Genomic DNA, 23,306 nt, shown 5'->3' with positions numbered 1-23,306 from the left:
ACAGTATAGCGGCATCAAAAGTAAATCGGTAGCAACTTTACGATGGAGGTGAAAAATAGCTCAAGCAACGGTGATATAACCCATCAAGCCCGTTTTGAAATGCTCAACAACGTGGCAATGAAACATCCAGCGACCTGGGTTGTCAGCGACAAATGCGATCTGAGCACGTTCATTTTTGGCAAGAAGAATCGTATCGGTATGGTAGGGTGTGATCGGTCGCTTATTGGACTTGATCACTGTAAAAGTATGTCCATGTAGGTGAATGGGATGATGATGGGGTGTGGCATTATGGAGATTGATAATATAGCTTTTGCCAAGCTCAAGTGTTGCAATTGGTGCAGGAATTTTCCCGCCCATCATGCCTTCCCAGGCACGCTTGTTAATGGTCCAAAAGACGTGGTCAACGCTGCCATCTTTTTTGGTCGGTGATAGCGCGCCTGCCCATTCGAACACAAGATTAATTTTTTTTGCTTTGCTCAAATCAGGTGCTTTGATTGGGTTGACGGGTAGTTTAGGAATTTTTGTCGCTGGCTTTTTGCTTCCTTCAATACACCTAAAACGGCATATTTCATAGTAACCCCGGCGCCCTTTCTGATCGTAAACAATAACTTCGTCACCGACGTTGCTCGGAGCAATAAAGCCGACATCGAGCCGCATACCAGAGCCTGTTTTACGTTTGACCAAGGGGTAGGGGGCTTCAATAGCATTGCCATCTTCGGCAAGCACTACTGCAGGGTAGTCTTTGAAACTCAAACCATAAGTACGGCTATTATCCATGTTGGCAAATCTGGCACGGATAGCGCCGCCAGCAGGGACTTCAATCACAGGCTTGATCATCCCATTGATCGTCTTAACATTACCGAGAGTACCACCCCTTGCTGCGTTTCTTGGAATAGAGAGTGGTAGAAAGCTGCCATCTTGGTTAAGCCGCCAATCCTTTAGCCCTATTACCACATCGGCGTCAAAGGGTAGCGCTTCGGTCTCCTCTACGATGATGACGCCTGTCAGCCCTTTACCTAGTTGAACCAGACTATTCATATGAGGGTGGTACCAAAAGGTGCCCGCATCAGGCGGAGTGAAGCGATAGATGAAACTCTCGCCAGGCTGTATTGGCGGCTGACTAAGAAAGGGTACGCCATCCATTTCAATTGGTATGCGTAGGCCGTGCCAATGGATCGTCGTTGGCTCGTCGAGTTTGTTGGTGAACTTGATCGCGACTTCTTGCCCTTGACGACAACGGATTACCGGTGCTGGAAACTGGCTGTTAAAACCAAGGCCTGGGGTGGTTCCACCGGGAACAATATCAAACAGGCCGGGCTCTGCGGTAATGTGATAGTCGTACTTGGCACCGCTTCCAAGCGCCATCGTTAACTGCGGAAGGGCTAGGGCGCTAGCGCTGATGAGTGAACCTTTGAGCAACTGACGACGACTTAAATCCATCTTTTTCTCTTTTGTAAACTTCCTGCGAATATACGCTTGTTATGAGCAATGTGACTAGCCAAACAAGTGATTGTCCCAGCGTAATTGATTGTTTATCGCCAGTCGATGGCTTGTTGTGCTTCCTTCTGCGTTAATACGCAGTAGCACCAGTTCTCCACGGCCTGTCGAGACAAGGAAGCCTTGCTGCTTTGGCTGCCAAATGGCGCCGGCGACATCCTTAATGCTAAATCGATTGAGCTGTCTGCCGCTATTGATAGACCACAGGTCAACACAGTCGCCGCGTGGCGCGGTAGTGATGGCGTAGCGATTACTCGGGTCTACGGCAACACTGGCAATATATTGTTTGAGGCCTAACCACGTTAGCTCATCTGCTTGGAAGGGGACGAGCTCTTGCTGCTTTTGCCCGGGCAGAAAGCGATGACTAAAAACCAGCGGCAACATCTCGCTAATGTCACCTTGATATTGCGCCCCTGCTATTACTTTTGCATCGCTGCTTACTCGTAAGTGGCGAAGGCTAAGCTGCGGATTTGGGGGCTCAACCTGCGCCAAAACTTCACCGCTATCGCCGTCAAGGTAGCAGAGGCTGCTGCGCATGGTGGCAATATTCAGCTTTTCTCTGCGTCGCTCAGGATGAGTCAGGATCCCCCCCATGGCAATGACAAGCGTATTGCTATGGGGGAGGCGCTCGATCTGATGAGGCCCGATACCCTGACAATCAAACTCTCCAATACGGCTGAAGTTGTCTGCAATATCGTAGATGCCAATGACGCCGTGACCCGATAGTGGGTCATCGTTGAAGGCATTTTCGGTGGTGTAAAGATAGCGGCCATCGTGACTTTGGCAGCCGTGGCCAAAATAGTGACGATTTTCACTGGCCGTGATTTGCTGGTGCAACTTGCCTGTGTATGTGTCAACAACAAGCATTTCGAAGCCAGGCCGACGACTAAAGAATACCGCTAGCCCTTCTTTCTTGAGAAGCAAGCTGCCATGAGCGCGAGAAGGGGTAGGTATCTTGAAGCGAACTCTGCCTTGCGCATCGATAGCAGTAACGAAGTGATGCCCACCGCGGTCACTTGCGGCGCTCAGTATGAGTTCATCAGTCTCGCCTTTAGGGAAAAGAGCCAGTGCGCTAGGCGCTAAACCGACACCTAGCCCCAAGCCAGCAGCTTTTATGAAGCTTCTACGATACATGATTAGTCGCCATCGTTAGAATTGAAGCCCAGAGTGATGCCTAGTGTGTCGACTGTTTCTTTTTTAAGTAAGCGTAACAACAGTGTGACCTGTCGATATAAATCCTCAGTCTGGGCTTTACCGTCTGCATCATTCACCGCTTCGAAAAGCGACTGCTTAATGACAGAGGCTGCAAATTGCGTGTCAGCAAGCTGTTGCTTAATTTTAGCAGCCAACTCAGCACCACCTGGTTTAGCGGAGATATACTCTAATAACCCAGCATTAAGTAGCTGATCTATCGCTTCTAGATTGGCATCAATAAGCTGAAGAGATTGCTGGCTACGCCAAGCCTCGACCAAGTAGGGGCGTACCAGCTTAGTTTTAGCGTTATAGCCTAGCGGGCCGCCAATTTTATCTTTCTTTATTTTCTCTAACGAGGAAACCATGGACTGAATAAGGGTGCCGATAGCGTCATTGGCGGTGGGGTAGTCGACATTATCTTCGCCAAAACTTCGGTAAATATCTGCATAGCCTTGTTCTTCGTCGTTGCCAACCCACCGTTCAGCCATGTGTTGCGCGACACGATGACTGTGGTCGGTGACAGCCATTAGCATGTCGCAACGACGTTGGCCCTGTGTTGTGCTTGTGTCATAGAGACTATTGAAATCCGATTCGGCGTTAACGAGAGACTGACGATCATATAGCAGGTACTCGGTAGCGGAGAGGCCCTGGATAACGACACTGGCTTTTTCTATCTTATCGCCATCGATTTTACTATCGCTGGCGAGCAATTTAAGCGTTTTTTGCTTAATCAGGTTTTTCTTGTCGGGCCAAAACTGAATTTTCCAGGCCTGGTTATGTTCTTTGATCGGGCCGAAATCAATGGCCATCACTTGTTGCCAGCTCTGCATTGAAAGCAACCATTGCTCACGAAGAGTCTCTAGACTGTCTGGGTTGCGTTGATCGCTACAGAAAGCGGTCGCTTGCTGGCTAAGCTGGGCGGTTTGCTCTTCGAAGTGTTGATGTATTGGCACAATTACACGATCAAGCTCGGTGTTAATCAGTGTTTGCTCAGGAGTGGGCTGTTTGCTGCAGCCCGCTATTGTGATACTAAGCGCTGTGACGATGAGACCATGCTTGAGAAGCAGTTTCTTTGGTAATGTCGGCATGAGTAGGTCCGTGGGCCTGAAGAGGCGTAAAGTTAAAGGGATTCGAGGAAGCGAATTAACGCTGTACGTTCCTTTTTAGGCAAATGGGTAAAATTATTTTTAGCAGTATCTGCTTCACCGCCGTGCCACAAAATGGCTTCTGTCAGGTTACGAGCGCGACCATCATGAAGAAAGTCAGTGCTGTCTGATACAACTTCCGATAGCCCTATACCCCATAGTGGTGGTGTTCGCCACTCTTGACCAGTGGCAATAAATTCTGCTCTGCCATCACTCAACCCTGGCCCCATATCGTGTAGTAGTAGATCGGTATATGGGTGGATTGTCTGGTGACTCAGCCAAGGAAACGGGCTGTTAGCGGTTTTTAGTGTCTCGGTATGACAGCTAGCGCAACCGATGTTGTTAAAAATTTGCCGGCCAAGAATGACCTCGGGATTTTGGCGGTTACGCTGAGCAGGTACGGCTAAGTTATGTGTGTAGAAGGTCACTTGTTCGAGTAGATTATCACTGAGTTCAGGAACACTGGAGTCAGCATCGCCGTTACCACTGGGTGAGCGACGGCAATCTTTTTGTTTCTCTGAGCACTCATCTGTTAGAAACAGGCTACTGGTCAAGCCAATGTCGCCATTAAAGGCGGCGGCATTTTGTTGCCTTAGTGTTGGTTGACCAGCTTTCCAGCCAAAGCGGCCGATAACAGTTTTTTGTTTCTCAACGTCCCAAACTTTGTTGGGTCGGCCGGAGACCCCTTGAGCCGGCTGGCTAGCCGCGAGCGCGAGTAAAGTTTCATCGCTAACAGCCTCAAGCAGCCCTAGACCAATCATCGGCGGCGAGAGACGCAGTGATAGCTGAACTTTGTCATGCAGAGGGCCATAATTTAACTTGTCGATAGTTAGTAATGGTTCCCGTAACTCAACTTTTTCGCCATCAGCTAGTGTTACTTCGTGATAGCGATAATTAAAAGTAATTTGTCCTTCCGGTTTTACGCCGGGGATGGAAAAGTCTTGTAGTTGGCCGCCATAATTCGGCTCGGCGATCATGCCTTGTTTCAGGAGAATGTCTGCATCGGCCTTAGTTGAGGGAATGCTGAGTCTCACCAGCATAGACACGCTGTTATGACTACCGGGCTCAGGTAAATGACCACGACCATCTTTTATGTGGCAGTTCTGACAAGCGTTGGTATTAAAAAGGGGGCCGAGTCCGTCGCGAGCAGTTGTTGTTGCGGGTGCGATCACCCAAGGATTACGGAAGAAGCTGTTGCCGACGCTAAAGTTTAGTCGCTCCGTCATCGGCATGTTAGCCGCAGGCATACTGAAGGCATTACGACCGCTGGCTTTGATCGAGGTCTGCCCACCTGAGAGGTACATCTTATCTTCAACGACCGCCTGACTTAACGGCGCGGCAAGACAAGCAGTTACAAGTATTACAGAACGATTTATGAATTGTAGCATCGGAACACCTTCGTTATTTACAACAAAACCAGCCGCGTTACCGGGGCTGGTTTTATAACAAACTATAACACTTACTACCTGTTAATCAGAGAGTAAGTCTTACAAAGATCGTTTAGAACTGATGATCAGCTGTATCAGGGTTTAGGTTTGATACGCCAACGGCTTTAGCGGCTTGCTCGATAAGACCAGTCTCAACGACTAGTGCTGCAATAGCATCAGTGATGATCTTTTGTCCTTTGCTGTTGCCTTCTGCAATCATTTGATCAAACTTCAGACCGTCCTTTGATTCGGCGCTGTCGACCATAGTCTGAAGGGCTGATTCTGAACTGTTCAATGCGGCAACCAACTTGTCGTTAAGGCCGGCATCTTTAGCTTTAACAAGCTCAGCTAAGCTGGCACCTTTGACAACAGTGCCGTCGACTCGCTGATACTCACCAAGGTAGATGTTCTTAATACCTTTGGCGTCGTAGTAGTGCGAATAGTGTGTATTGTCACTGAAACAATCGTGCTCATCTTCAGGAGAGTTGGCTTCAAGGGCGACTTTCATGCGCTCGCCAGCAAGTTCACCGAGAGCCAGGCTGCCCATACCGAAGAACATTTTGGTAATGCCTTCGTTTTTGTCGCCAGCAATGAGCTCAGCAGCATAGTTATCTTTGCTGCCAGCGGCCCACTGCGTGGTCATGTCTTGTAGGTCTGTGATCAACAGCTGTCCTGCTGCCTGAAGGTAAGCGCCACGGCGTTCGCAGTTGCCGTTGGTGCAATCTTTACCTTGGGCGTAATCGGTGTATGGACGCTCGCCGCTACCGGCGTTAACGCCGTGTAGATCTTGTCCCCATAGTAGGAACTCGATGGCGTGGTAACCAGAGGCAACGTTTGCCTCAGAACCGCCGAGTTCATTGAGACTTGCAAGAAGCTCAGGGGTGATATTCTTCATATCGATGGTCTCGCCACCAATATTAAGGGAAACATTGGCAATAATGTTGGCTTGTGCGCCGACATTACCCATTTCGTATTCGTAGTCTTTCGAGGTGTAATCAATCATTCCCTCATCGAGCGGCCAAGCATTAAGCTGACCTTCCCAGTCATCAACATTGGCGTTACCAAAGCGATAGACTTCACTCTGCTGGTAGGGAACACGTGCTTGTTTCCAAGCTATCTTGGCATCGTTGAGCGTCTTTTCCGAAGGGTTTTTAACCAAGGCATCAATTTTAACTTGTAAGGCTTGTGCTGTTAGTAGCGAATCTTCGAAAACGGCGTGAGCAATGTGAGTATAGTTTTCGAGTACGTCTGCTTTTGTAACGGCGGCGTTGGCTGAAAGGCTTGCGGTAAGCGCAATGACTGCAGCGCTGATGGGACGAAGAACGTTCATTATTACTCCAAGATATTATAATTAATTAGGGGTAGGGCGGCGCAGGGCCGCCCCTCCGTCATCAGAACTCGACGGCTACTTGTAGAGCGATGTTATTGGTATTATCACCAGTACCACCTTCCTTCTCGCTGTAATCTTCGTCGTTCCAATACTCAAGGCTCAGAGTAGTGTTTTCTAGAACGGCATAAGAGCCACCGATTGAAAGGCGTTGCTCAGGCAGCAGGCCATAAGCATCTTCAGTCTGCTGGTAGGCAACGGCGGCGGTGAAATCACCAAAGCTGTAAGCTGCTTCAACTTGAGAGGCGGTTACGTCTGCATCGCCAATTTCGTCAAGCATTAGGTGCTCTGCGATTAAGTTTAGGTCGCCTAGCTCAGCAGCAGCATGCAGGCTGATTCCTGAGACCTTTTTATCGATAAAAGGTCTCAAACCGTTGTCATCGATGAACTCAGATAGTGTGTCTGCATCGAGAATATTGTCGATGTAATCTGCACCAACGTTAAAGCTCTCTGTTGCATAACCAAGGCTGGCACCGTAGGCGCTCAAAGAATGGTCATCTTCGTTGCTTTCATCAGTATAAACGTAACCGCTTGCGGTAAAACCAGCAGCTTCAAAGCCTAGGATAGCGGTTGTGGCGCGAGTCTCACCAATTTCAAGGGCAAGAGTATCGTTGATGAGGTTAGTCTCATAGCTACCGAAGGGTAGGTAATCCTGACCAAGGGTCAACGAGACAGGAGAAAGCTCTGCATTGGCGAACACGATGGTCGCAACATCAACTTCGATGCTTTCATCAGCATCTTCTTCGTGTAGGAAGACAAGGTTGGCTGTGGCCCATTCGTTGATCTTGGCTTCAAGGCCAAGCTCTACGGTGGCAACAGATAAATCACTGCTGTCGCTCTCGTCACCCATACCTTCATTCTTTGTGGCTAAAACTTCGACTAAACCACTATAGCTAACGTTATCCATCCAGCTGCTCTCGCCGCTGGCTGGCTGTGCAGCAGACTGCGCTTCGAGCTCAGCAAGACGCTGCTTGATAGCTTGCAGTTCGCTGTCATCAGCGTGGGCAACAGCTGTTGAGAGTAGTGCGACGGAGATAGCACTAGAGATAAGTGTTTTTTTCATTTTTACAATACCAAGGTCATTTTTATAGGTTGTCATGTCTTGAAGTCGAAGCTTCAAGCAATCCATAGTTTTGCGCACTCGCGTTAATGCGAATCATTATCACTTCGTTAAAGATTAAGGTCAAGTAATCTTTGACAAAGAGTACGCACGAATACATATAGCCCAACTAAGAGAAAGCCGCAAGGATATAGGTAGAATTACACAAGTTATTGTAAGATAGACTGCTTGTTATACTTATCGCGGCATTAGCTGTTAATTAAAAGCAATCGATAATTTTTATCAAAACACACTGTTCTAACGATTTAGGGTGGTGTGCTGAATAGAGCACACACACAATTTGTTGATCAGGGGATAGCACCGGTCCCCGAAATGTAATTTCCTGGCGTATTGCAGGGTGGAGACGGCACAGGACTGAATCATTCGGTCTTTAATTTAGGTTTCATATTGTTAATTATTTTCAACTAGCAGCTGCCGTGATCTTTGGCACCTCATGACAAATATACTCCAGTGATGTAGAGGCAATATGGATGCATTGGTAGTCACCGTAGCATAGGTAGTGTCAATAATACCCCAGTATCAACTGCACGTTGCCGACAAAGCGTACAAAGAATGGTGATAAAAGCGACAAGCTTAAATAACCTCTTATATAGAACGCCTTCGCTGCTTTACTCCTTCTGCAAACCCCTGTACTGTCAAAAATATGACAATTGACATGATCACCCTGCAAATAATTATAGTAAAAATGCGACAGTATGACCGAGCCTCTATTTTATTTAGACAGTGATAGCGACTTAAGCTTACAGCAACAGATTCGCCAGAAGTTAGTCTCCTCAATTTCCACAGGGGTTTTGCCCCCTGGAGCCAAGCTTCCCTCTTCAAGAAAGTTGGCTGAGCAGCTTGGTGTCGCTCGAAACACCGTTGTAGCTGCGCTGCAACAGCTCAGCGACGAGGGCTTCCTCGTGAGTAAGCAACGTAGCGGACTTTATGTTTGTGATCATAGGCAGGCGAAACCTATCGGTGCTGATTATGTTGCGACAAACAGGTCTAAACTCAGAAAGCATTGGAAGGGTAAACAGATTACCAACCTAGGTGGTGGTGATTATTTTCGTATTCCGCCAGACTGGCACCAGCACCCTTATCCTTTTTTAGACGGTGTCTTTGATAACACGCTATTTCCTGTTAATGAATGGCGTGAGGCTAACAAACAAGCATTAGCCGTTCGTGATGTTATTGAATGGTCAGGGTATAACGGCGATGCCGATGATCCGTTGTTGGTTGAAGAAATCCGTACAAAGATCCTACCTAAACGTGGTGTTATCGCTAGCGCTGATGAAATTTTAATTACCATAGGCATAGAGCAAGGACAGAATATCTGTTGTCAACTACTGGCAAAACAACAGCAGACGGTGGCCATAGAAGAGCCCGGCAACCCTTTTATGCGACAAATCATCCAGCAAACAGGAGCGGGCATTCGTTATCAGCCCATCGACCACCAAGGCTTGGTTGTCGATGAGAGGCTGAATAAGATAGACCTCCTATACTGTAGCCCGAGCCACCAGATCCCAACGTCGGTCACGATGCCGGTTTCTCGTCGAAAAGAGTTGCTAGAGAAGGCCGAGCAACATGACTTCATTATTATCGAAGATGATATTGATTGTGAAAGTAACTTTTTAGAGAGCCCGCATCCAGCCCTCTACAGCATGGATGAGCAGCAACGGGTTATATACCTCTCCTGTTTGTCGCAAGTTCTAACGCCGGGATTGAGGCTTGGATTCCTGGTTGCTCCTGCAGAAATAGTTAAGGCTGCACGTCGATTAAGGCGTAGCATGGTTAATCACCCACCGCGTAATAATCAGCGTGCAATGGCTTATTTTATCTCGCTAGGGCACTACGATGCCTATAGCCGCCAGATACACGCAATATTTAAAGAGCGCTGGAATGCTCTTCGTGATGCGCTTAATCACTACCTGCACGACGCCATTGTCACAGCACCTAGCCACGGTGGTACGAGCTATTGGATAGAGGGGCCAGAGCACCTTAATATTAATACGTTAGTTGGCGAGGCAAGTAAGAGAGGCATATTGATTGAACCTGTCGATCATTACTTTGCCTCCAAAGGGCCTGCTAAAAATTGCTTTCGCCTAGGCGTTAGTAGCATCCCTGTCGATAAAATCCGTAGCGGTATAGAGGCCTTGTCGGGCCTGATCAAGTCTTTATCGGATGCCAATACAGAGACACTGCAAACGACAACGGGCCACATATTGTCAGCGGATGAGTTACAGCAAACCTTGAGTGGAGCGGTTATCTTTCTCAACACAGTCTATAACGACCCTTGCACGATTGAGTTGCATGCTGATGGCTTAATGATTGGACGTGCCGGCTTTGCTAATGAGGATTGTGACCAGGGCCGCTGGTGGATTGAGGGAGATTTTTGGCACCGACAATGGCAGCAATGGGCCTACGGTGAGGCGCTCGCCTTGCGTACTGTTATTGATGGTGAGCAGATCAAATGGTTTAGACTAGATGGGAAATTCGTTGACTCGGCGATAATTAAAGTCAAAAAGCCTATGAATCTGGACTAACTGATAAGGTAAAACTGGAACTACTGGTGTTTTAAAACTCTTTATATGATTACCCATAGATATTAAATCAATAATAATATGGGGTCATCTATGAGCCAGTTTGCTATTGCAGGACTGCAGCTAGCGCTAAAAAATCAAGATAATAGTTTTATTGTCGCCAGCGAAATAGAAAAGGCCAAGCAGCGTTTCCCCTGGCTTAACATGGTCGTCGTCGGCGAGTTAGCCTGTTTTGGTCCTAATCCGGCGAATGCTTTACCCGTTCCGAACAAAACTGAGGCCATGTTTTGTGAGTTAGCAAAAAAGCACGGCATCTGGATCATTCCTGGATCTATGTTCGAGCTTGATGATGGCAAGGTCTATAACACCATGCCAGTGATTAGCCCGGATGGGGAAGTGGTCTGCCGTTACAGGAAAATATACCCTTTTTACCCCTATGAAGCAGGCGTTGAAACAGGCTCCGAGTTTGTTGTTTTCGATGTACCTAATATTGGGCGCTTTGGCTTATCGATCTGTTATGACATGTGGTTCCCGGAAACAACCCGGGAGCTTGTCAGCCTGGGGGCCGAAGTCATCATTCATCCAACTATGACCAACACGCTAGATCGTGACCTCGAGCTGTCGATAGCACGAACTAATGCAGCGGTTAATCAATGTTACTTCTTCGATGTTAACTGTGCGGGTGATCTCGGTAATGGGCTCTCTACCGTTGTCAGTCCTGAGGGGCGAGTATTACATACTGCTGGTGAAAACTCGGAAGTCATCGCCGTTGAAATAGACCTTTCAACCGTTAGAAGAACGCGTGAGCGTGGCTTGATGGGGTTAGGGCAGCCATTAAAGAGTTTCCGAGACAATACCATCGAATACAGTGTTTATAGTCATCAACAAGGAACGTTTGATGAGCTGGGGCCGCTCGATTTGCCTACCAGCAAGTAAAGCCTTTCGCAGTAATTTCCTGGAGCTAAGCGCTTCAGCGTGACAGATAAAATAATAGCTAATAAACAGACCTGCATGAGAGACGATAATATGAAAAATAACTTCTCTAAAACAAAGCTAACACTAGCAATAAGCGCGGCATCGTTGCTGCACTCGAGTCAGTTGTTCGCTGATGTGATGCTGGAGGAAGTCGTTGTAACAGCGACAGCACGCGCACAATCAGTAGAAGATATTCCCTACAACATATCGGCAGTATCAGGTAGTGATATTGAAAAGGCGAACATCATCGATGCGGCCGAATTGATGAAGTCGGTGCCTGGTGTCGCCGTGGTTGATCGGGGATATCGGAGCAACTCAGTTGTTAATAGTATCAATATCCGCGGGCTGAATGTCGACAGCGCGATTACTGGTGACTACGCCTTGGTTAGCGCGCCTACGGTATCAACCTACGTTAATAATACGCCGCTCTACGGTAACTTCTTGCTCAAAGATATTGAGAGAGTGGAGGTTTTACGTGGCCCTCAGGGTACTCTGTACGGCTCTGGTTCTCTCGGTGGCACCGTACGTTACATTATGGCTAAGCCACAACTTAATGAGTACAGCGCAAAAGTCAGTGGCTATTACAGTAAAACGGATGGCTCTGACGGCTGGAACAAAGGTGGCGATCTGATCGCGAACCTGCCAATGGGCGATATGTTTGCCGCGCGAGTCGGTTATAGCACCGTTAAGAATGACGGTGTGATTGATTATGTCAATCTGTATCAGCGTGATAGCAATGGGGTGCCTGTCGCGCCTAATGGCATTACTTCTTACGATGGCGCTTTCACCGAGCAAAAAGACGCTGATACGGTCGATATTGACTACGTAAGAGCGTCGCTCTTGTTCAGTCCGACCGATTGGTTTAACGCGACGCTTAACTATCAGCAGCAGAGCGATGATATAGGCAGCCGACGCGCAACAACGCCAGGTTTAAACGGTTACGGCGAAAGCTATGATGATTATGAGAATGGCTCGATGATGCTGGAGCCTTCCCATCGTGATATCGACATGTACGGTTTAGAGATGGAGTTTGATCTCGGCTTTGCGACGCTCACATCGAGCACCTCAACGTATGATCATGAGGGAGAGATCATTAGTGATAGCACCGGTTTCTACTCTCAGCTCGGTTGGTATGGTGACTATTATTACTACTATCCACGCCCACTCTCAGAAGCCGTTAGAGGGTACGAAGATAAATCGGTGATTCAAGAGCTGAGGTTAGTCTCAAATGATAGCGATGCTTTCATTGATTATGTCGCCGGTGTTTATTATCAAGACCAAGATACATCCCAGAGTCAAACGAGCCTATTACACGGCTTTAAGGCTTGGACATATGAAGCCTGGGGGGGGTATGAAGGGGTCATCAGTGATAAAGACTTTAGCTATGTTACTAACAATAACTTCAAAGACCTATCCTTCTATGGCGAGCTAACGTTCAATATAAGCGATGACTTTAGAACGACCGTTGGTGCTCGCCATTATTCACAGGAGTTTTCAAGTGATCAGTTTATGTCTGTTGGCTTGTGGGATGTAGCCTATTCTGAGCAAAGAAACAGTAATAAGGTCGAGGATAGTGGCACTTTGTTCAAGTTCAATGCTGCCTGGGACATGACGGATACAGCCATGCTGTACGGTACGTTTTCACAGGGCTATCGTCGCGGCGGCACCAATACCGCGCCGACCCAAGGTAACTTTGCAGAAGATCCGGTATGGACTAGCTATGAGCCTGATAAGGTCAACAATTATGAGTTAGGTGTTAAAGGCGCTACGGACAATTTCCGCTACACGTTATCAGCGTTCTATGTTGACTGGGATAAGCCACAGCTTAACTCTGCTACCGATAACTGGGCTTTCTTCGCCGTACAAAATGCAGAGTCTGCACGCACCCAAGGTATAGAGTTGTCGATCGATGGCTACTTGACTGAGCAGTGGCACTACAGCGCGGGCTATGCTTATGTCGATGCTGAGTTAACCGACGACATGGTGTCTCCTGGAAGTGGTGCCTTAAAAGCACCTGATGGCTCTAAGTTGCCGGGAATACCGTCTAAGTCCTTTAATATTGCCACGGACTATACGATTAACTTTAGCAGTGATTTATCGTTAGTGACCCGTGTGTCGGGTTATTATCAGTCTGCAACAGAGAATAGCGTGCTGACCTCCGAGCGCTTTAATGAAACTCTCGATGCCTTCAGTATTTGGAACTTATCAACCACGTTGACGACTGGTCAGTGGGATGCCTCGCTTTGGTTAAAGAACATGTTTAATGAAGAAGGGGTAAGCGGTGTTTATAAGGAAGAGTATATGGGTACGAGCCCATCACAAAACTTCTATGGTAATGGCTCGAAGGAGGTGATCAGCGAGCCTCGTACGTTAGGTGTTAGTGCGAGCTATAATTTCTAGTGCGCCTAACCATTATAGTTAGTTGATGTGGTTGCGTTATAATATACCAGCAAGGTACTAGTTATAATAAAAATAGCCGTAATGCCTGCATTGTCATGATGCGGGCATTTCTCGTCATAATGAGGCGACTGTGGAACAACAAAGAATAATTCAAACAATATCCCTTCTGAGCCAGCAGGGTAATCACGCTGAAGCGATTAAACGCTGCCACGACATACTCCGTCAACAACCAAAGTCGCAGAAAATATTGTTGTTGCTTAGTCAGTTACAGCTGAAAGAGAATGATTTTAAGCGAGCTTTAGCGACGGTTGAGCAGGCCTATGAAATTGATAAAGCCCAAGCTGAAATTGCATTACAGCGGGCTTTGACACTATTTCGTTGTGGTAAAAACGCATGTGCACTGGCAGCTTTATCATCATTACGAAGCTACGCTGAAAAGAACGATAACGGCCCACTACTGATCAAAGTAGGGCACATCTATACCATGATGGAGCAACATCAGCCTGCCTATGAATGTCTCAAGCTAGCAGATACGACTCAGCCCAATAGCGAAATAGTTAGCGCTAAATTATTGGCTTGTGAGATGGCAGTAGGTAAAACCACTGCGGCGATCACACGAGTTAACAAGTTGATCAGTGCAGCACCGCAACAGACCGAGTTCTATTACAATCGAGCAACACTGGGTCATTGGTCTAAGGGCAACAATCATATTGAGCAACTCCATGCTGTAATTCGTCAGTGCCAAAACCCTGCTCAGGCATTGCCAGTACACTATGCCTTGTCGAAAGAGTTGGAAGACTGCGGTGAGTACCAAGATAGCTTTGCCGCACTTAAGCAAGGCTATGAAATTAAAAGAAAGTTGATGCGTTACGATGTTGCTAACGATATCGCCGCGATCGACCAGATAATCAGTAGCTACGATAAGCAGTGGTTCAAACAGGCCATCAATACAGCAGGGCTAGAGCAAGAGCTATCACCCGTCTTTATCCTTGGCTTGCCTCGTACAGGTTCAAGCTTGGTCGATAAAATACTCTCTTCCCACAGTCGCGTCTCCTCCATGGGTGAAGTAAGAGACTGGGCAATGACCATGGTCCGTCAATCGCAGGGGGCAGGCAGTAATAAGTTTGACCTGATTAATACCATTACACGATGTGATATGAAGCCGATTGCGGATGAGTATGTCGCTGCAATCAATGGCTATGCGCATCAAGGCCCGATACTCGTTGACAAGACGCCCAATAATTACCTGTATCTCGGCATTATCAAGGCTGCGATGCCTAATGCAAAGATCATAGAAATTAAGCGCAACCCAATGGATAGCTGCTATGCCATGTTGAAAACGCTATTTCGCGATGGCTATCCTTTCAGTTATTCGCTAGATGATCTAGCACGCTATTATCATCGGTATCATTTGTTGATGGAACATTGGTTTCAATTGCTCGATGGTGACATTATTCAGCTGCACTATGAGGATGTCGTTAGCCACCAAGAGCGGCATAGTCGACGCGTTATTGCTGAGCTAGGGCTAGATTGGGAGGCGCAATGTCTCGACTTTCATCGTTACGGAACTGTAACTGCGACAGCCAGTGTGGCCCAAACAAACCGTCCAGTCTATTCAGGCTCTGTAAATAACTGGTTGAATTATCGTGATTTCCTGGCGCCACTGGCAGATAGGCTAGCGAGCTTGGGGGTGGATTACTAGCCTGGATTAGTCGTTAACCCTGAACTGGCACTACCCAGGTAGCGGTAACGCTATAACCTAGTTATTAACGTTACATTTAAGAATAATAATTGAGTATCGATATGCATAATAATATTACGGCAGATGCTAGCCCGAGTTTTATCCCAACCACCAAAGCCGATGGTGAAATTGCCCGCGTCATATTGTCATTTCTAGCTACGGCTGGTTTATTTTACGTCAATATTATGCCTGCGCTAATTAACGGTCTTATCGAGGGGCTACACTTTAGTAACAAAGAGGCGGGCATGGTAGGTTCTGCTAACGTTTATGGTGCAGCGCTCGGCGCATTTACTGCAGTCTTCATCATTAAACATATCGCCTGGCGTAAAACAGCCGTTTTCTTACTGCTTAGTCTCATTGTTATTGATTTGCTCTCTTCTCAACTCAGCTCTGCGAACTTGTTGATTATCATTCGTTTTATTCATGGCTTCTTTGGTGGCTTATTGGTTGGCATCGGCTTCTCCATCATCTCGCGAACAACCAATACAGAGCGGACATTTGGTTATCTATTGACCGTACAGTTTGGTCTAGGTGGGTTAGGGATCATGTACCTGCCCGGGTTAGTCCCAGAGTATGGCACCTCGATACTGTTCTATACGTTGATCGCCTTTAGTGCTGTGACACTGATGATGTTGCCTTTCTTATCGCGCTATGAGGTCGAGAAAAAAACTTCAGTCGATGAGCCAAACAAGCCCCTTAATGTCAAAGGGCTATTACTTGTGCTGCTGGCAACCTTTCTCTTTCAGGCGGCAAACATGGGCATTTATGCCTATATCATTGGCATGGGTAAGCAGTTTGGCTTAGAGATGGACTTCATCACTAATACGCTGGGTGTTGCGGCCTGGATCGCCATCGCTGGCTCTGTTCTGGTCATCTTTATATCGACAAAGTTTGGCCGCATCATTCCCATTAGTATTGGCGTTATTCTCACCGCCGTTGGTTGCGCTATATTGCATTACTCAGATATTAAGAGTGTCTATTGGATTTCTAATGTGGCAGTTGGTATCACTTGGGCCTTTGTTATCTCGTATCTTTTAGGTATGTGTGCAGACTTTGATAGCTCTGGCCAAACTGCCGCACTGGGCGGATTCGCGTCAAAAATGGGCTTGGCAAGTGGTCCTCTGGCGGCTGCCTTTCTGATCACCGGTGACAGTTATACGGTGATGATAAATATTTCCGTAATAGCTGTTCTCGGTTGTCTTGTCGTTGTTATTCCACCGGCCTTATACCTTGATAGGAAGGCGTAGGCTTCAACAAACAGCATTGTTTTGACGCTACCTTACGTCTAAAAACAGTAAAAATTACCGCCCAAAATTAGCAGCCACCCCCCTGGCTGCTTTTTTTGTTCAAGAATAATCAACTGGACCTGTCCGATCAATTTGACTGGCTCTATACGCCCGCTGTGTAAGTAGTAACCTAGTTTTGTACCAGTAAAACCGTTGTTTGGTAGGTTGTGTTAATGCGAGCAACAGGTTTATTGAAGCGAATCTGTTGTCGTGTTTTTCATTGCTAACGGCTGGATGTTATTGACGCTTTAAGTCGGATGGTGCCTGAGTTTTGCTATTACAAATAATAAAATAACTCCTTAATTTAAGAGAGGATATAATGAAATACAAAGCGATTGCGGCGAGTATCGCCACAGTAATTTTCTCGGCGTCAGGGCTGACGCAGGCTGAAGTCATCTTTAGCGAGGATTTTCAAGACGGTAATATCAGCGGCTGGACGTCATCAGGTTCAGGCTCAGCCACGCTAAACCAATATGCTGGCAACTATTCGCTCCGCGTTAATCAGAGCGCAGCAGCAACGGCTGCTATCTCAACCGCTGGCTACGTCGACGTTTCAGTTGCATTGAACTTGGCGGCACATTCCTTAGAAGCAAGTGATGAGTGCTATGCACAGGCCTCGGTAGACGGTGGAACCAGTTGGGTGACGTTACTCACCGTTGCCAACGGCAACGATAACTCAGCATTTCTCAGCTATAGCGGCTCTCCGAGTGATGCCGACGACAACAGTGACTTTCAACTACGTGTGTTAGCTGCGGGCGATCGTAAGAATGACTATTGTTATCTGGATAATATTACCGTGGAAGGTAGTGCTGGAAATGTTGAGCCGGCACCAGAGATCACGGTATCGGGTACATCGGCCTTAGGTTCTGTCTTGCTGGGGGCATCGACGAGTTCTGTTATCACGATCAAGAATGACGGTGATGCTTCGCTGGTATTGGGCGGACTCTCTGGCCTATCTGCACCTTTTAGCCTTAGTAGTGATGATTGCAGTAATAGCACTTTAAGCGCAGGTGTTAGTTGCAGTGCCAACGTACTATTCACGCCTACTTCGGTAGCCTCGTATAGTGACGCGTTAATCATTAGCTCGAATGACAGTGACGAGTCGTCCTATAGCTTTGATGTCACCGGCAGCGGTATAGAGGAGGGCGGCAATCCGGTGTGTGCTTATGACTGTTTAAGCGGCGACGGTGACGTCTCGCGCTCAACGGTTACCTACAGTGAGTTAACGGGGAGTGCAGGCGATGGCAGCTTGGTTGATTTCAGTGGCTTTACGCTACCTGAGGCTGCTGCCAACCCAAGCAATACCTTTCAGGGAAGTCTTAAATTCACAGGGGTTGAGCGGGGTTGGAAAAGAATCACTGATCCACATCGTTACGCCACGTTAAGCGGTATTAAGCAGCTGCCGGATTTCGATTATACGTTTGTTCAACACGGGACCCATATTATTCCGCAACAGCGCGGCTTAATTACCTCGGCTTCGGCTCTGGGCGAGTGGGACTTGATCCTAGAACCTGGCCGCGTATGGGATGAGAGCAGTGATAATGGCTATAGCCGTGCGGCAATGCCTTTTACCCTTGTTGAGTACAATCAGAACTGTACCCATAACGGTGTCTTGAGCTTCCTCTTTAAAGATGGCGGCGAGATCTCCAATGTGCAGTATCAAGTGGCCTCTGAAACATGCGCCTATTACCAGTTTAATCTGTACGGTAGGCTAGCGGCTAGCTATAGCGAAAGCGCAGTTGCCGGTGCGGAGTCAATCAAGAGTGCTTATGAGACTGAAGTATCGAGCCGTATGCCGATCAAGGCGATCAGTGAACTCGCGACGGATTATCCGAACGCCTCTGTCGATATCAGTAAGATTGCCTCAGACCAGAATGCCGATGATATGACGCTGTACGGCGTTGTTTACAATGGTGTGCATTATGTCGGCGGCTGTGAGACACGTTATGGTACTTATCCATTCTGTGACGTGATGAGTCTGCCTTCCTACTCTACGGCAAAATCCGTCGTCGGTGCTTTGAGCCTAATGCGTTTGCAGCAAAAGTACCCAGGAGCTAAAGATGCAATCGTCAAAGATTATGTCTCTGAGTGCGACAACAGCACGAAGTGGGGCAGTGTCACGCTAGAGAACGCACTTGATATGGCCACGGGTAACTATAACTCTTCAAACTATGAGAAAGATGAGGTTGATTCCGCGGTCGACTGGTTGTACAGCAACAGCCATAGCGAGAAGGTCGATATCTCTTGTAACTTCTATAGCCATAAAGAAGATGCCGGCAAAACTTGGGTCTATCATTCGTCAGATTCCTACTTAGTCGGCCGCGGTGTTAATGACTACCTGCAGAACGAAGAAGGCGGGAGCAAAGAGTTCTTCGCTGATATGTTGGTGGCCGATGTCTTTGCACCACTGGGCTTGAGCCCGTCCATGTCACAGTCGATACGTACTACCGACAGTGAGTCGGCCGCTTTGACTGCATTGGGCTTGTTCTATCATCGTGACGATGTCGTTAAGCTGGCGGCAATGCTCAACAATGACAACGGCGCCATCAATGGCACACAAGTCTTGGATGCTGATATGGTCAATGCCGCGCTACAGCGAGATGCTAATGACCGCGGCTTGCCCCTAGACCCATCCGAAAATACGCCAACGGCCTATTACAACGATAGCTTCTGGTCTTACGACCTTAACGCATCGTCTGTGATGCAAAACTGCTCGAAGGAAACTTGGGTGCCTTACATGTCGGGTTATGGCGGTATCGGTATCCAATTGTTGCCCAACGGCATGACCTATTACTTCTTCAGCGATGGCTCTGACTTCTCGTTTACCACGACAACGAATGAGCTCGATAAGATAAGCCCGCTGTGTGATTAGGATCTTTGCTTAAATAAAATAGCCCGCAACTGCGGGCTTTTTTTTGCCTATTAAACATCGTCTAGCTTGGCCAAAATTTAGGATAGCAAGGCGGTAGTATTATGTCGCAAAGCATAACACCCGGCTGTTTATATCTTCGTGCTTAACTTTCTGTTAACAACAGAGAAGCTTATTGCGCTACAGAGAGATATCTATATCGTTGTTGTCCTAGAGCGTCCCTGACGGAACAGTATTCTAAAGAGGCAACATGCTAATTAACATCAACCGATTTTTCCCAGTTTTTGCGCTGATTGGCGCAATCACGGCGTACTGTATCCCCGAATGGTTTGCCGATCTCAAGTTGATGATCGTGCCGCTGCTGATTGTTATCATGCTCTCTATGGGGCTCACTCTTAGCTTGGATGATTTTTCAGCGGCGATAAAACAGAAGAGGGCTGTCCTCGTTGGCTTGATTTTACAATTTAGCATCATGCCCATAGGCGCACTGTTAATCAGTCTAGCGTTAGGTTTAGATCGTGATAATGTCATTGGCATGGTACTGGTCGGCAGTGTCGCCGGTGGCACGGCCTCAAACGTGATCTGCTATCTCGCAAAAGGTGATGTCGCATTGTCGATTACCATGACGGCGATTTCGACGCTAGCGGGAGTGTTGCTGACGCCGCTGATTATTAGTCTGCTGTTAGGCCATGTAATCGATGTCCCGCTATCAGCAATGCTGATCAGTCTGGTTAAGATTGTGCTAATGCCGGTGACCATCGGTGTGCTGATCAATCATTATTTTCGCGCCCAGGTCAGCAAGATCACCCCCATATTGCCACTGGTATCGATACTGGCGATAGTCTTGGCCATCAGTATTATCGTGGGATTGAATGCGGGGCAGTTTGATAAGATAGGCCCAATCATACTCGTCGCTGTCGTATTACATAACAGCCTAGGGCTAGCAGCGGGTTACCTCTGTTGCCGCCTGTTAGGGTTCAACCATACCGTTTGTAAAACCATCTCAATAGAAGTGGGCCTACAAAACTCCGGCCTCGCTACCGCGTTATGCATTAAGTTTTTCAGCCCAGCATCGGCACTGCCCGCCGCAATATTCTCTATCTGGCACAACCTATCAGGCTCGCTGATCGCGGGGTATTGGTCTAGTAGGGGAGTTAGGGGGGATGGGGGGGAGAGTCCCACTTTTTAGTGGTATGTCAAAATGAACGCGAGAGGACAGGGTACCAAACATAAGGTCAGACGGGTATTAGATCGCTCTCTATGTCGTCCTTAGTGTTTTTTTAGGGGTGATAACTATCCCCTGATGAACAAAGATTAAGAGAGTTTGATTGCACACAACAACAAAGCCCCGTATCGGGGGCTTTGGCCCATCAGTGTGGCTGATAACAATTTAAAGTGCTTTAATCCTCTGTTGAGACTCCTAATATTGCTTAACTTCTTTGACTCTTTAACCTTTGAGCTTCAGAATAACCGCGATATATCAAAAATCATTATAAGCCCGCATAACTGGAGATAGGTACTTGATGGAGTTGTTGATAATAATTATCGTTGGTGTTGTCATTTATGCAGTGGCGAAAAATAGTTTGAAGAAGCCCGCTCCTTTAGACGATGTTGAAAATGAATTAACAGATTTTCGCATTACAGTCTCCACATCTACCAGTTATTCATCAGAGCCTGAGTCAAAAAATAAAAAGCCAGGGAAATGGGTGCAGCCAGGTGAAGCAATCAAAGTCGGCAGTGAAAGTATTAGCGGAGGCTATTTTTATACGGGTGGTAGTCTTAAAAGCTTGGATGGCTATGATACTGAAGCATCTCTCATAGACCCAACTCTCAAACTTAATAATTCATCGCCAGATTATGGCGGTGATGATATGGGGTATTGGCCGACCTATGGCCAGATTAGTCCCCAGAGTCGAGCTGCATATATTGAATGGTTAGCCAGCGATAGAAAGGACCCTGAAGCTTATATTGGTTATGTATTTCTCTACTTTTATGGACTTGAACGTCGCATACTTGTTGATGCAGCAGCAGGTGATGTATCTGATTCAGAGATAGATGCTTTAATTAATGAGCTACAACGCCTAAGAACTATATATGGTGATAACCGTTCGTTTAATGGGTATGCAACAGGTCTGCTTTCGCATGCTTGGGCCTTGTATAAGCCTGATCAACATCCTGATAAATCAATACTTTTGGCAAAACGAGGTTTCACCTCCGTATTTAAGCTCCAACTAGCTAAAACAGTGGATCGTGGTGAACCGGTAACAAGTGAGCTGGCACTGGTATGGATAAAGAGTCACCCTGAATTTAGTCTGCGCACCCCGGCAAGGCGCTGTGAGCAAGAGTTCGATGAACTATTTGCAATGCGCTATAAGAAGAAGTTTGGTGATGGTTTAGTCATAGCGCCCAATAAAACCAAGGTTCAGTTAGAGTATTATCCGGCCAGCAGCTCACTTAGAGGCAGTCACGGCACAAAGGTAGACTTACCGGATGCTAGCCGATTAAAAGCCCCAGTGAAAAAGCTGATGGTTTTGGCAGAGGTATGTACTGTTGAACTTGAGGCATATAGCCGTTTTATCGGTAAACCAGAAAACTCAAGAGAATCACTTGCAGCTGCCGCTTACTTGCCAACTGATTTAGCTGCAAGCAGCAGTAATAGTCAGTTCGACCAATTAAAATCATGGATTGCTTCTAAGATTGATAGCGAATCAGGGTTGGTGACTACTGAGGAATTGTTATCTCAGCTTGGTGAAGAAGCACCTTTAAAGATTAATAAGAAAGAAGCGATAATGTTGGCAGGCCTAGTTGAAAAGTCAGGTTTTGGTTTAGCTCCTGATGTTCGTTACCATCAAGCAAAACCTGAGTTAAATGGTAATGTCGTTTTATTTAACAAAGCTCATGGTGAGGGATTTAAGCCCAGCAATGCATTTAATCAAGTGGGTACAATTCTAAGATTGGGCGCTATGGTTGCCTCAATTGATGGGCATATAGATAACTCAGAAATAGATCTTCTAGAAAAACTCATTTCAGAAGACAAGCAGCTAAAGAAAGATGAAAAGCCCTCTTTACAGGCGTATTTGCATTGGAGATTAAATACCAAGGTGAACATGACCGGTTTAAAGGCTCGCCTGGAGTCTATTAGTGATAGAGAGAAAACCGCAGTAAGTCACATTCTTGTAGGTGTGGCTTTGGCTGATGGCAATGTAGACCCTACTGAAATCAAGCAACTTGAGAAACTATATACATCACTTGGATTGGATAAAAGTATGGTTTCAAGTGACATTCATAGCTTAACATCCCGCAAGGTTGCTCCAGAACCGACAGCCAGCACCAGCGCTAAACAGCCTGAGTCGCTGGTTTCTTCTGAATTCTCCCTTAATTATGAACTGATCAATATTCATGGAAGTGAGACAGATGATGTCAAAGCTATTCTTGGATCAATCTTTGTCGATGAAACTATCGACGATGAGCCAGAAGTTGTTGAAGGTCTGCCTACAGTTGGCACAATCACAGGTCTAGATGCGTCTCATACACGTTTTTATGAAACGTTAATCACTAAAGAACAATGGGCTTCAGAAGAAGTGAGGTCTCTTTGTAAAGAGCTGAACCTAATGATGAATGGGGCCATTGAAACACTGAATGACTGGGCCTTCGAAAATCTTGATGCACCCATCGTTGAAGATGGTAGTACAGTATTTGTCGATCTTGAGTTAGCAGAAGAAATCGCAGCGCTTTAAATTTTA

Annotated in this window: 14 protein-coding genes; 8 read left to right on the top strand and 6 right to left on the bottom strand. The window is 47.0% G+C overall.

The annotated features are described in order from the left end of the window. Positions 1 to 60: 60 nt before the first annotated feature. The 6 genes from EDC56_RS12685 to EDC56_RS12660 form a co-directional block, all read right to left on the bottom strand. Entirely contained in the window at positions 61 to 1,440 is a 1,380-nt protein-coding gene (locus tag EDC56_RS12685; protein WP_123712954.1) for a multicopper oxidase family protein, read from the bottom strand. A gap of 54 nt (positions 1,441 to 1,494) precedes the next feature. Continuing rightward, positions 1,495 to 2,631 (bottom strand): DUF1513 domain-containing protein, encoded by a 1,137-nt coding sequence (locus EDC56_RS12680; protein WP_123712953.1) that lies wholly within the window; start codon positions 2,629 to 2,631, stop codon positions 1,495 to 1,497. 2 nt (positions 2,632 to 2,633) lie between these two features. After that, complete coding sequence (locus tag EDC56_RS12675) at positions 2,634 to 3,779, bottom strand: imelysin family protein (RefSeq protein ID WP_123712952.1); 1,146 nt, start codon at positions 3,777 to 3,779, stop codon at positions 2,634 to 2,636. 32 nt (positions 3,780 to 3,811) lie between these two features. Beyond that, positions 3,812 to 5,224, bottom strand: a complete 1,413-nt coding sequence (locus tag EDC56_RS12670; RefSeq protein ID WP_123712951.1) for a di-heme oxidoreductase family protein — start codon at positions 5,222 to 5,224, stop codon at positions 3,812 to 3,814. Between the two features lie 112 nt (positions 5,225 to 5,336). After that, the gene (locus tag EDC56_RS12665; RefSeq protein WP_123712950.1) at positions 5,337 to 6,593 is read right to left on the bottom strand and encodes an imelysin family protein; all 1,257 of its coding nucleotides are present in this window, start codon (positions 6,591 to 6,593) and stop codon (positions 5,337 to 5,339) included. A gap of 61 nt (positions 6,594 to 6,654) precedes the next feature. Further along, on the bottom strand, positions 6,655 to 7,713 hold the full coding sequence (locus tag EDC56_RS12660) for an LbtU family siderophore porin (protein WP_162844189.1): 1,059 nt from the start codon (positions 7,711 to 7,713) through the stop codon (positions 6,655 to 6,657). Positions 7,714 to 8,465: 752 nt separating this feature from the next. Here EDC56_RS12660 and pdxR point away from each other — a divergent pair. The 8 genes from pdxR to EDC56_RS12620 all read left to right on the top strand — a co-directional run bounded on the left by pdxR (position 8,466) and on the right by EDC56_RS12620 (position 23,300). Continuing rightward, on the top strand, positions 8,466 to 10,295 hold the full coding sequence (gene pdxR, locus EDC56_RS12655) for a MocR-like pyridoxine biosynthesis transcription factor PdxR (RefSeq protein ID WP_123712948.1): 1,830 nt from the start codon (positions 8,466 to 8,468) through the stop codon (positions 10,293 to 10,295). Between the two features lie 90 nt (positions 10,296 to 10,385). Beyond that, positions 10,386 to 11,228, top strand: a complete 843-nt coding sequence (locus tag EDC56_RS12650) for a carbon-nitrogen hydrolase family protein (RefSeq protein WP_123712947.1) — start codon at positions 10,386 to 10,388, stop codon at positions 11,226 to 11,228. A gap of 90 nt (positions 11,229 to 11,318) precedes the next feature. Further along, positions 11,319 to 13,667 carry a TonB-dependent receptor gene (locus EDC56_RS12645; protein WP_123713333.1) on the top strand — a complete coding sequence of 783 codons (2,349 nt, stop codon included), beginning with the start codon at positions 11,319 to 11,321 and terminating at the stop codon, positions 13,665 to 13,667. Positions 13,668 to 13,797: 130 nt separating this feature from the next. Continuing rightward, on the top strand, positions 13,798 to 15,369 hold the full coding sequence (locus EDC56_RS12640) for a tetratricopeptide repeat-containing sulfotransferase family protein (RefSeq protein ID WP_123712946.1): 1,572 nt from the start codon (positions 13,798 to 13,800) through the stop codon (positions 15,367 to 15,369). Between the two features lie 101 nt (positions 15,370 to 15,470). Then, the gene (locus EDC56_RS12635; RefSeq protein WP_123712945.1) at positions 15,471 to 16,655 is read left to right on the top strand and encodes an MFS transporter; all 1,185 of its coding nucleotides are present in this window, start codon (positions 15,471 to 15,473) and stop codon (positions 16,653 to 16,655) included. 358 nt (positions 16,656 to 17,013) lie between these two features. After that, on the top strand, positions 17,014 to 19,566 hold the full coding sequence (locus EDC56_RS12630) for a choice-of-anchor D domain-containing protein (RefSeq protein WP_123712944.1): 2,553 nt from the start codon (positions 17,014 to 17,016) through the stop codon (positions 19,564 to 19,566). A gap of 247 nt (positions 19,567 to 19,813) precedes the next feature. Then, positions 19,814 to 20,752 (top strand): bile acid:sodium symporter family protein, encoded by a 939-nt coding sequence (locus tag EDC56_RS12625; RefSeq protein ID WP_123712943.1) that lies wholly within the window; start codon positions 19,814 to 19,816, stop codon positions 20,750 to 20,752. Positions 20,753 to 21,086: 334 nt separating this feature from the next. Beyond that, positions 21,087 to 23,300 (top strand): tellurite resistance TerB family protein, encoded by a 2,214-nt coding sequence (locus EDC56_RS12620; RefSeq protein WP_123712942.1) that lies wholly within the window; start codon positions 21,087 to 21,089, stop codon positions 23,298 to 23,300. The last annotated feature ends 6 nt before the right edge of the window (positions 23,301 to 23,306 follow it).

It is taken from the genome of Sinobacterium caligoides (assembly GCF_003752585.1).
In the GTDB taxonomy this organism is placed as follows: Bacteria; Pseudomonadota; Gammaproteobacteria; order Pseudomonadales; family Sinobacteriaceae; genus Sinobacterium; species Sinobacterium caligoides.
This window is presented reverse-complemented; position numbering and strand designations above follow the sequence as displayed.

Excerpts from the sequence above, each read along its gene's own strand:
- EDC56_RS12645 (WP_123713333.1), top strand. The coding sequence starts at position 11,319 with ATGAAAAATAACTTCTCTAAAACAAAGCTAACACTAGCAATAAGCGCG.
- EDC56_RS12680 (WP_123712953.1), bottom strand. The coding sequence starts at position 2,631 with ATGTATCGTAGAAGCTTCATAAAAGCTGCTGGCTTGGGGCTAGGTGTC.
- EDC56_RS12685 (WP_123712954.1), bottom strand. The coding sequence starts at position 1,440 with ATGGATTTAAGTCGTCGTCAGTTGCTCAAAGGTTCACTCATCAGCGCT.
- EDC56_RS12670 (WP_123712951.1), bottom strand. The coding sequence starts at position 5,224 with ATGCTACAATTCATAAATCGTTCTGTAATACTTGTAACTGCTTGTCTT.
- EDC56_RS12665 (WP_123712950.1), bottom strand. The coding sequence starts at position 6,593 with ATGAACGTTCTTCGTCCCATCAGCGCTGCAGTCATTGCGCTTACCGCA.
- EDC56_RS12650 (WP_123712947.1), top strand. The coding sequence starts at position 10,386 with ATGAGCCAGTTTGCTATTGCAGGACTGCAGCTAGCGCTAAAAAATCAA.
- EDC56_RS12620 (WP_123712942.1), top strand. The coding sequence starts at position 21,087 with ATGGAGTTGTTGATAATAATTATCGTTGGTGTTGTCATTTATGCAGTG.
- EDC56_RS12675 (WP_123712952.1), bottom strand. The coding sequence starts at position 3,779 with ATGCCGACATTACCAAAGAAACTGCTTCTCAAGCATGGTCTCATCGTC.
- EDC56_RS12625 (WP_123712943.1), top strand. The coding sequence starts at position 19,814 with ATGCTAATTAACATCAACCGATTTTTCCCAGTTTTTGCGCTGATTGGC.
- EDC56_RS12630 (WP_123712944.1), top strand. The coding sequence starts at position 17,014 with ATGAAATACAAAGCGATTGCGGCGAGTATCGCCACAGTAATTTTCTCG.
- EDC56_RS12635 (WP_123712945.1), top strand. The coding sequence starts at position 15,471 with ATGCATAATAATATTACGGCAGATGCTAGCCCGAGTTTTATCCCAACC.
- pdxR (WP_123712948.1), top strand. The coding sequence starts at position 8,466 with ATGACCGAGCCTCTATTTTATTTAGACAGTGATAGCGACTTAAGCTTA.
- EDC56_RS12660 (WP_162844189.1), bottom strand. The coding sequence starts at position 7,713 with ATGAAAAAAACACTTATCTCTAGTGCTATCTCCGTCGCACTACTCTCA.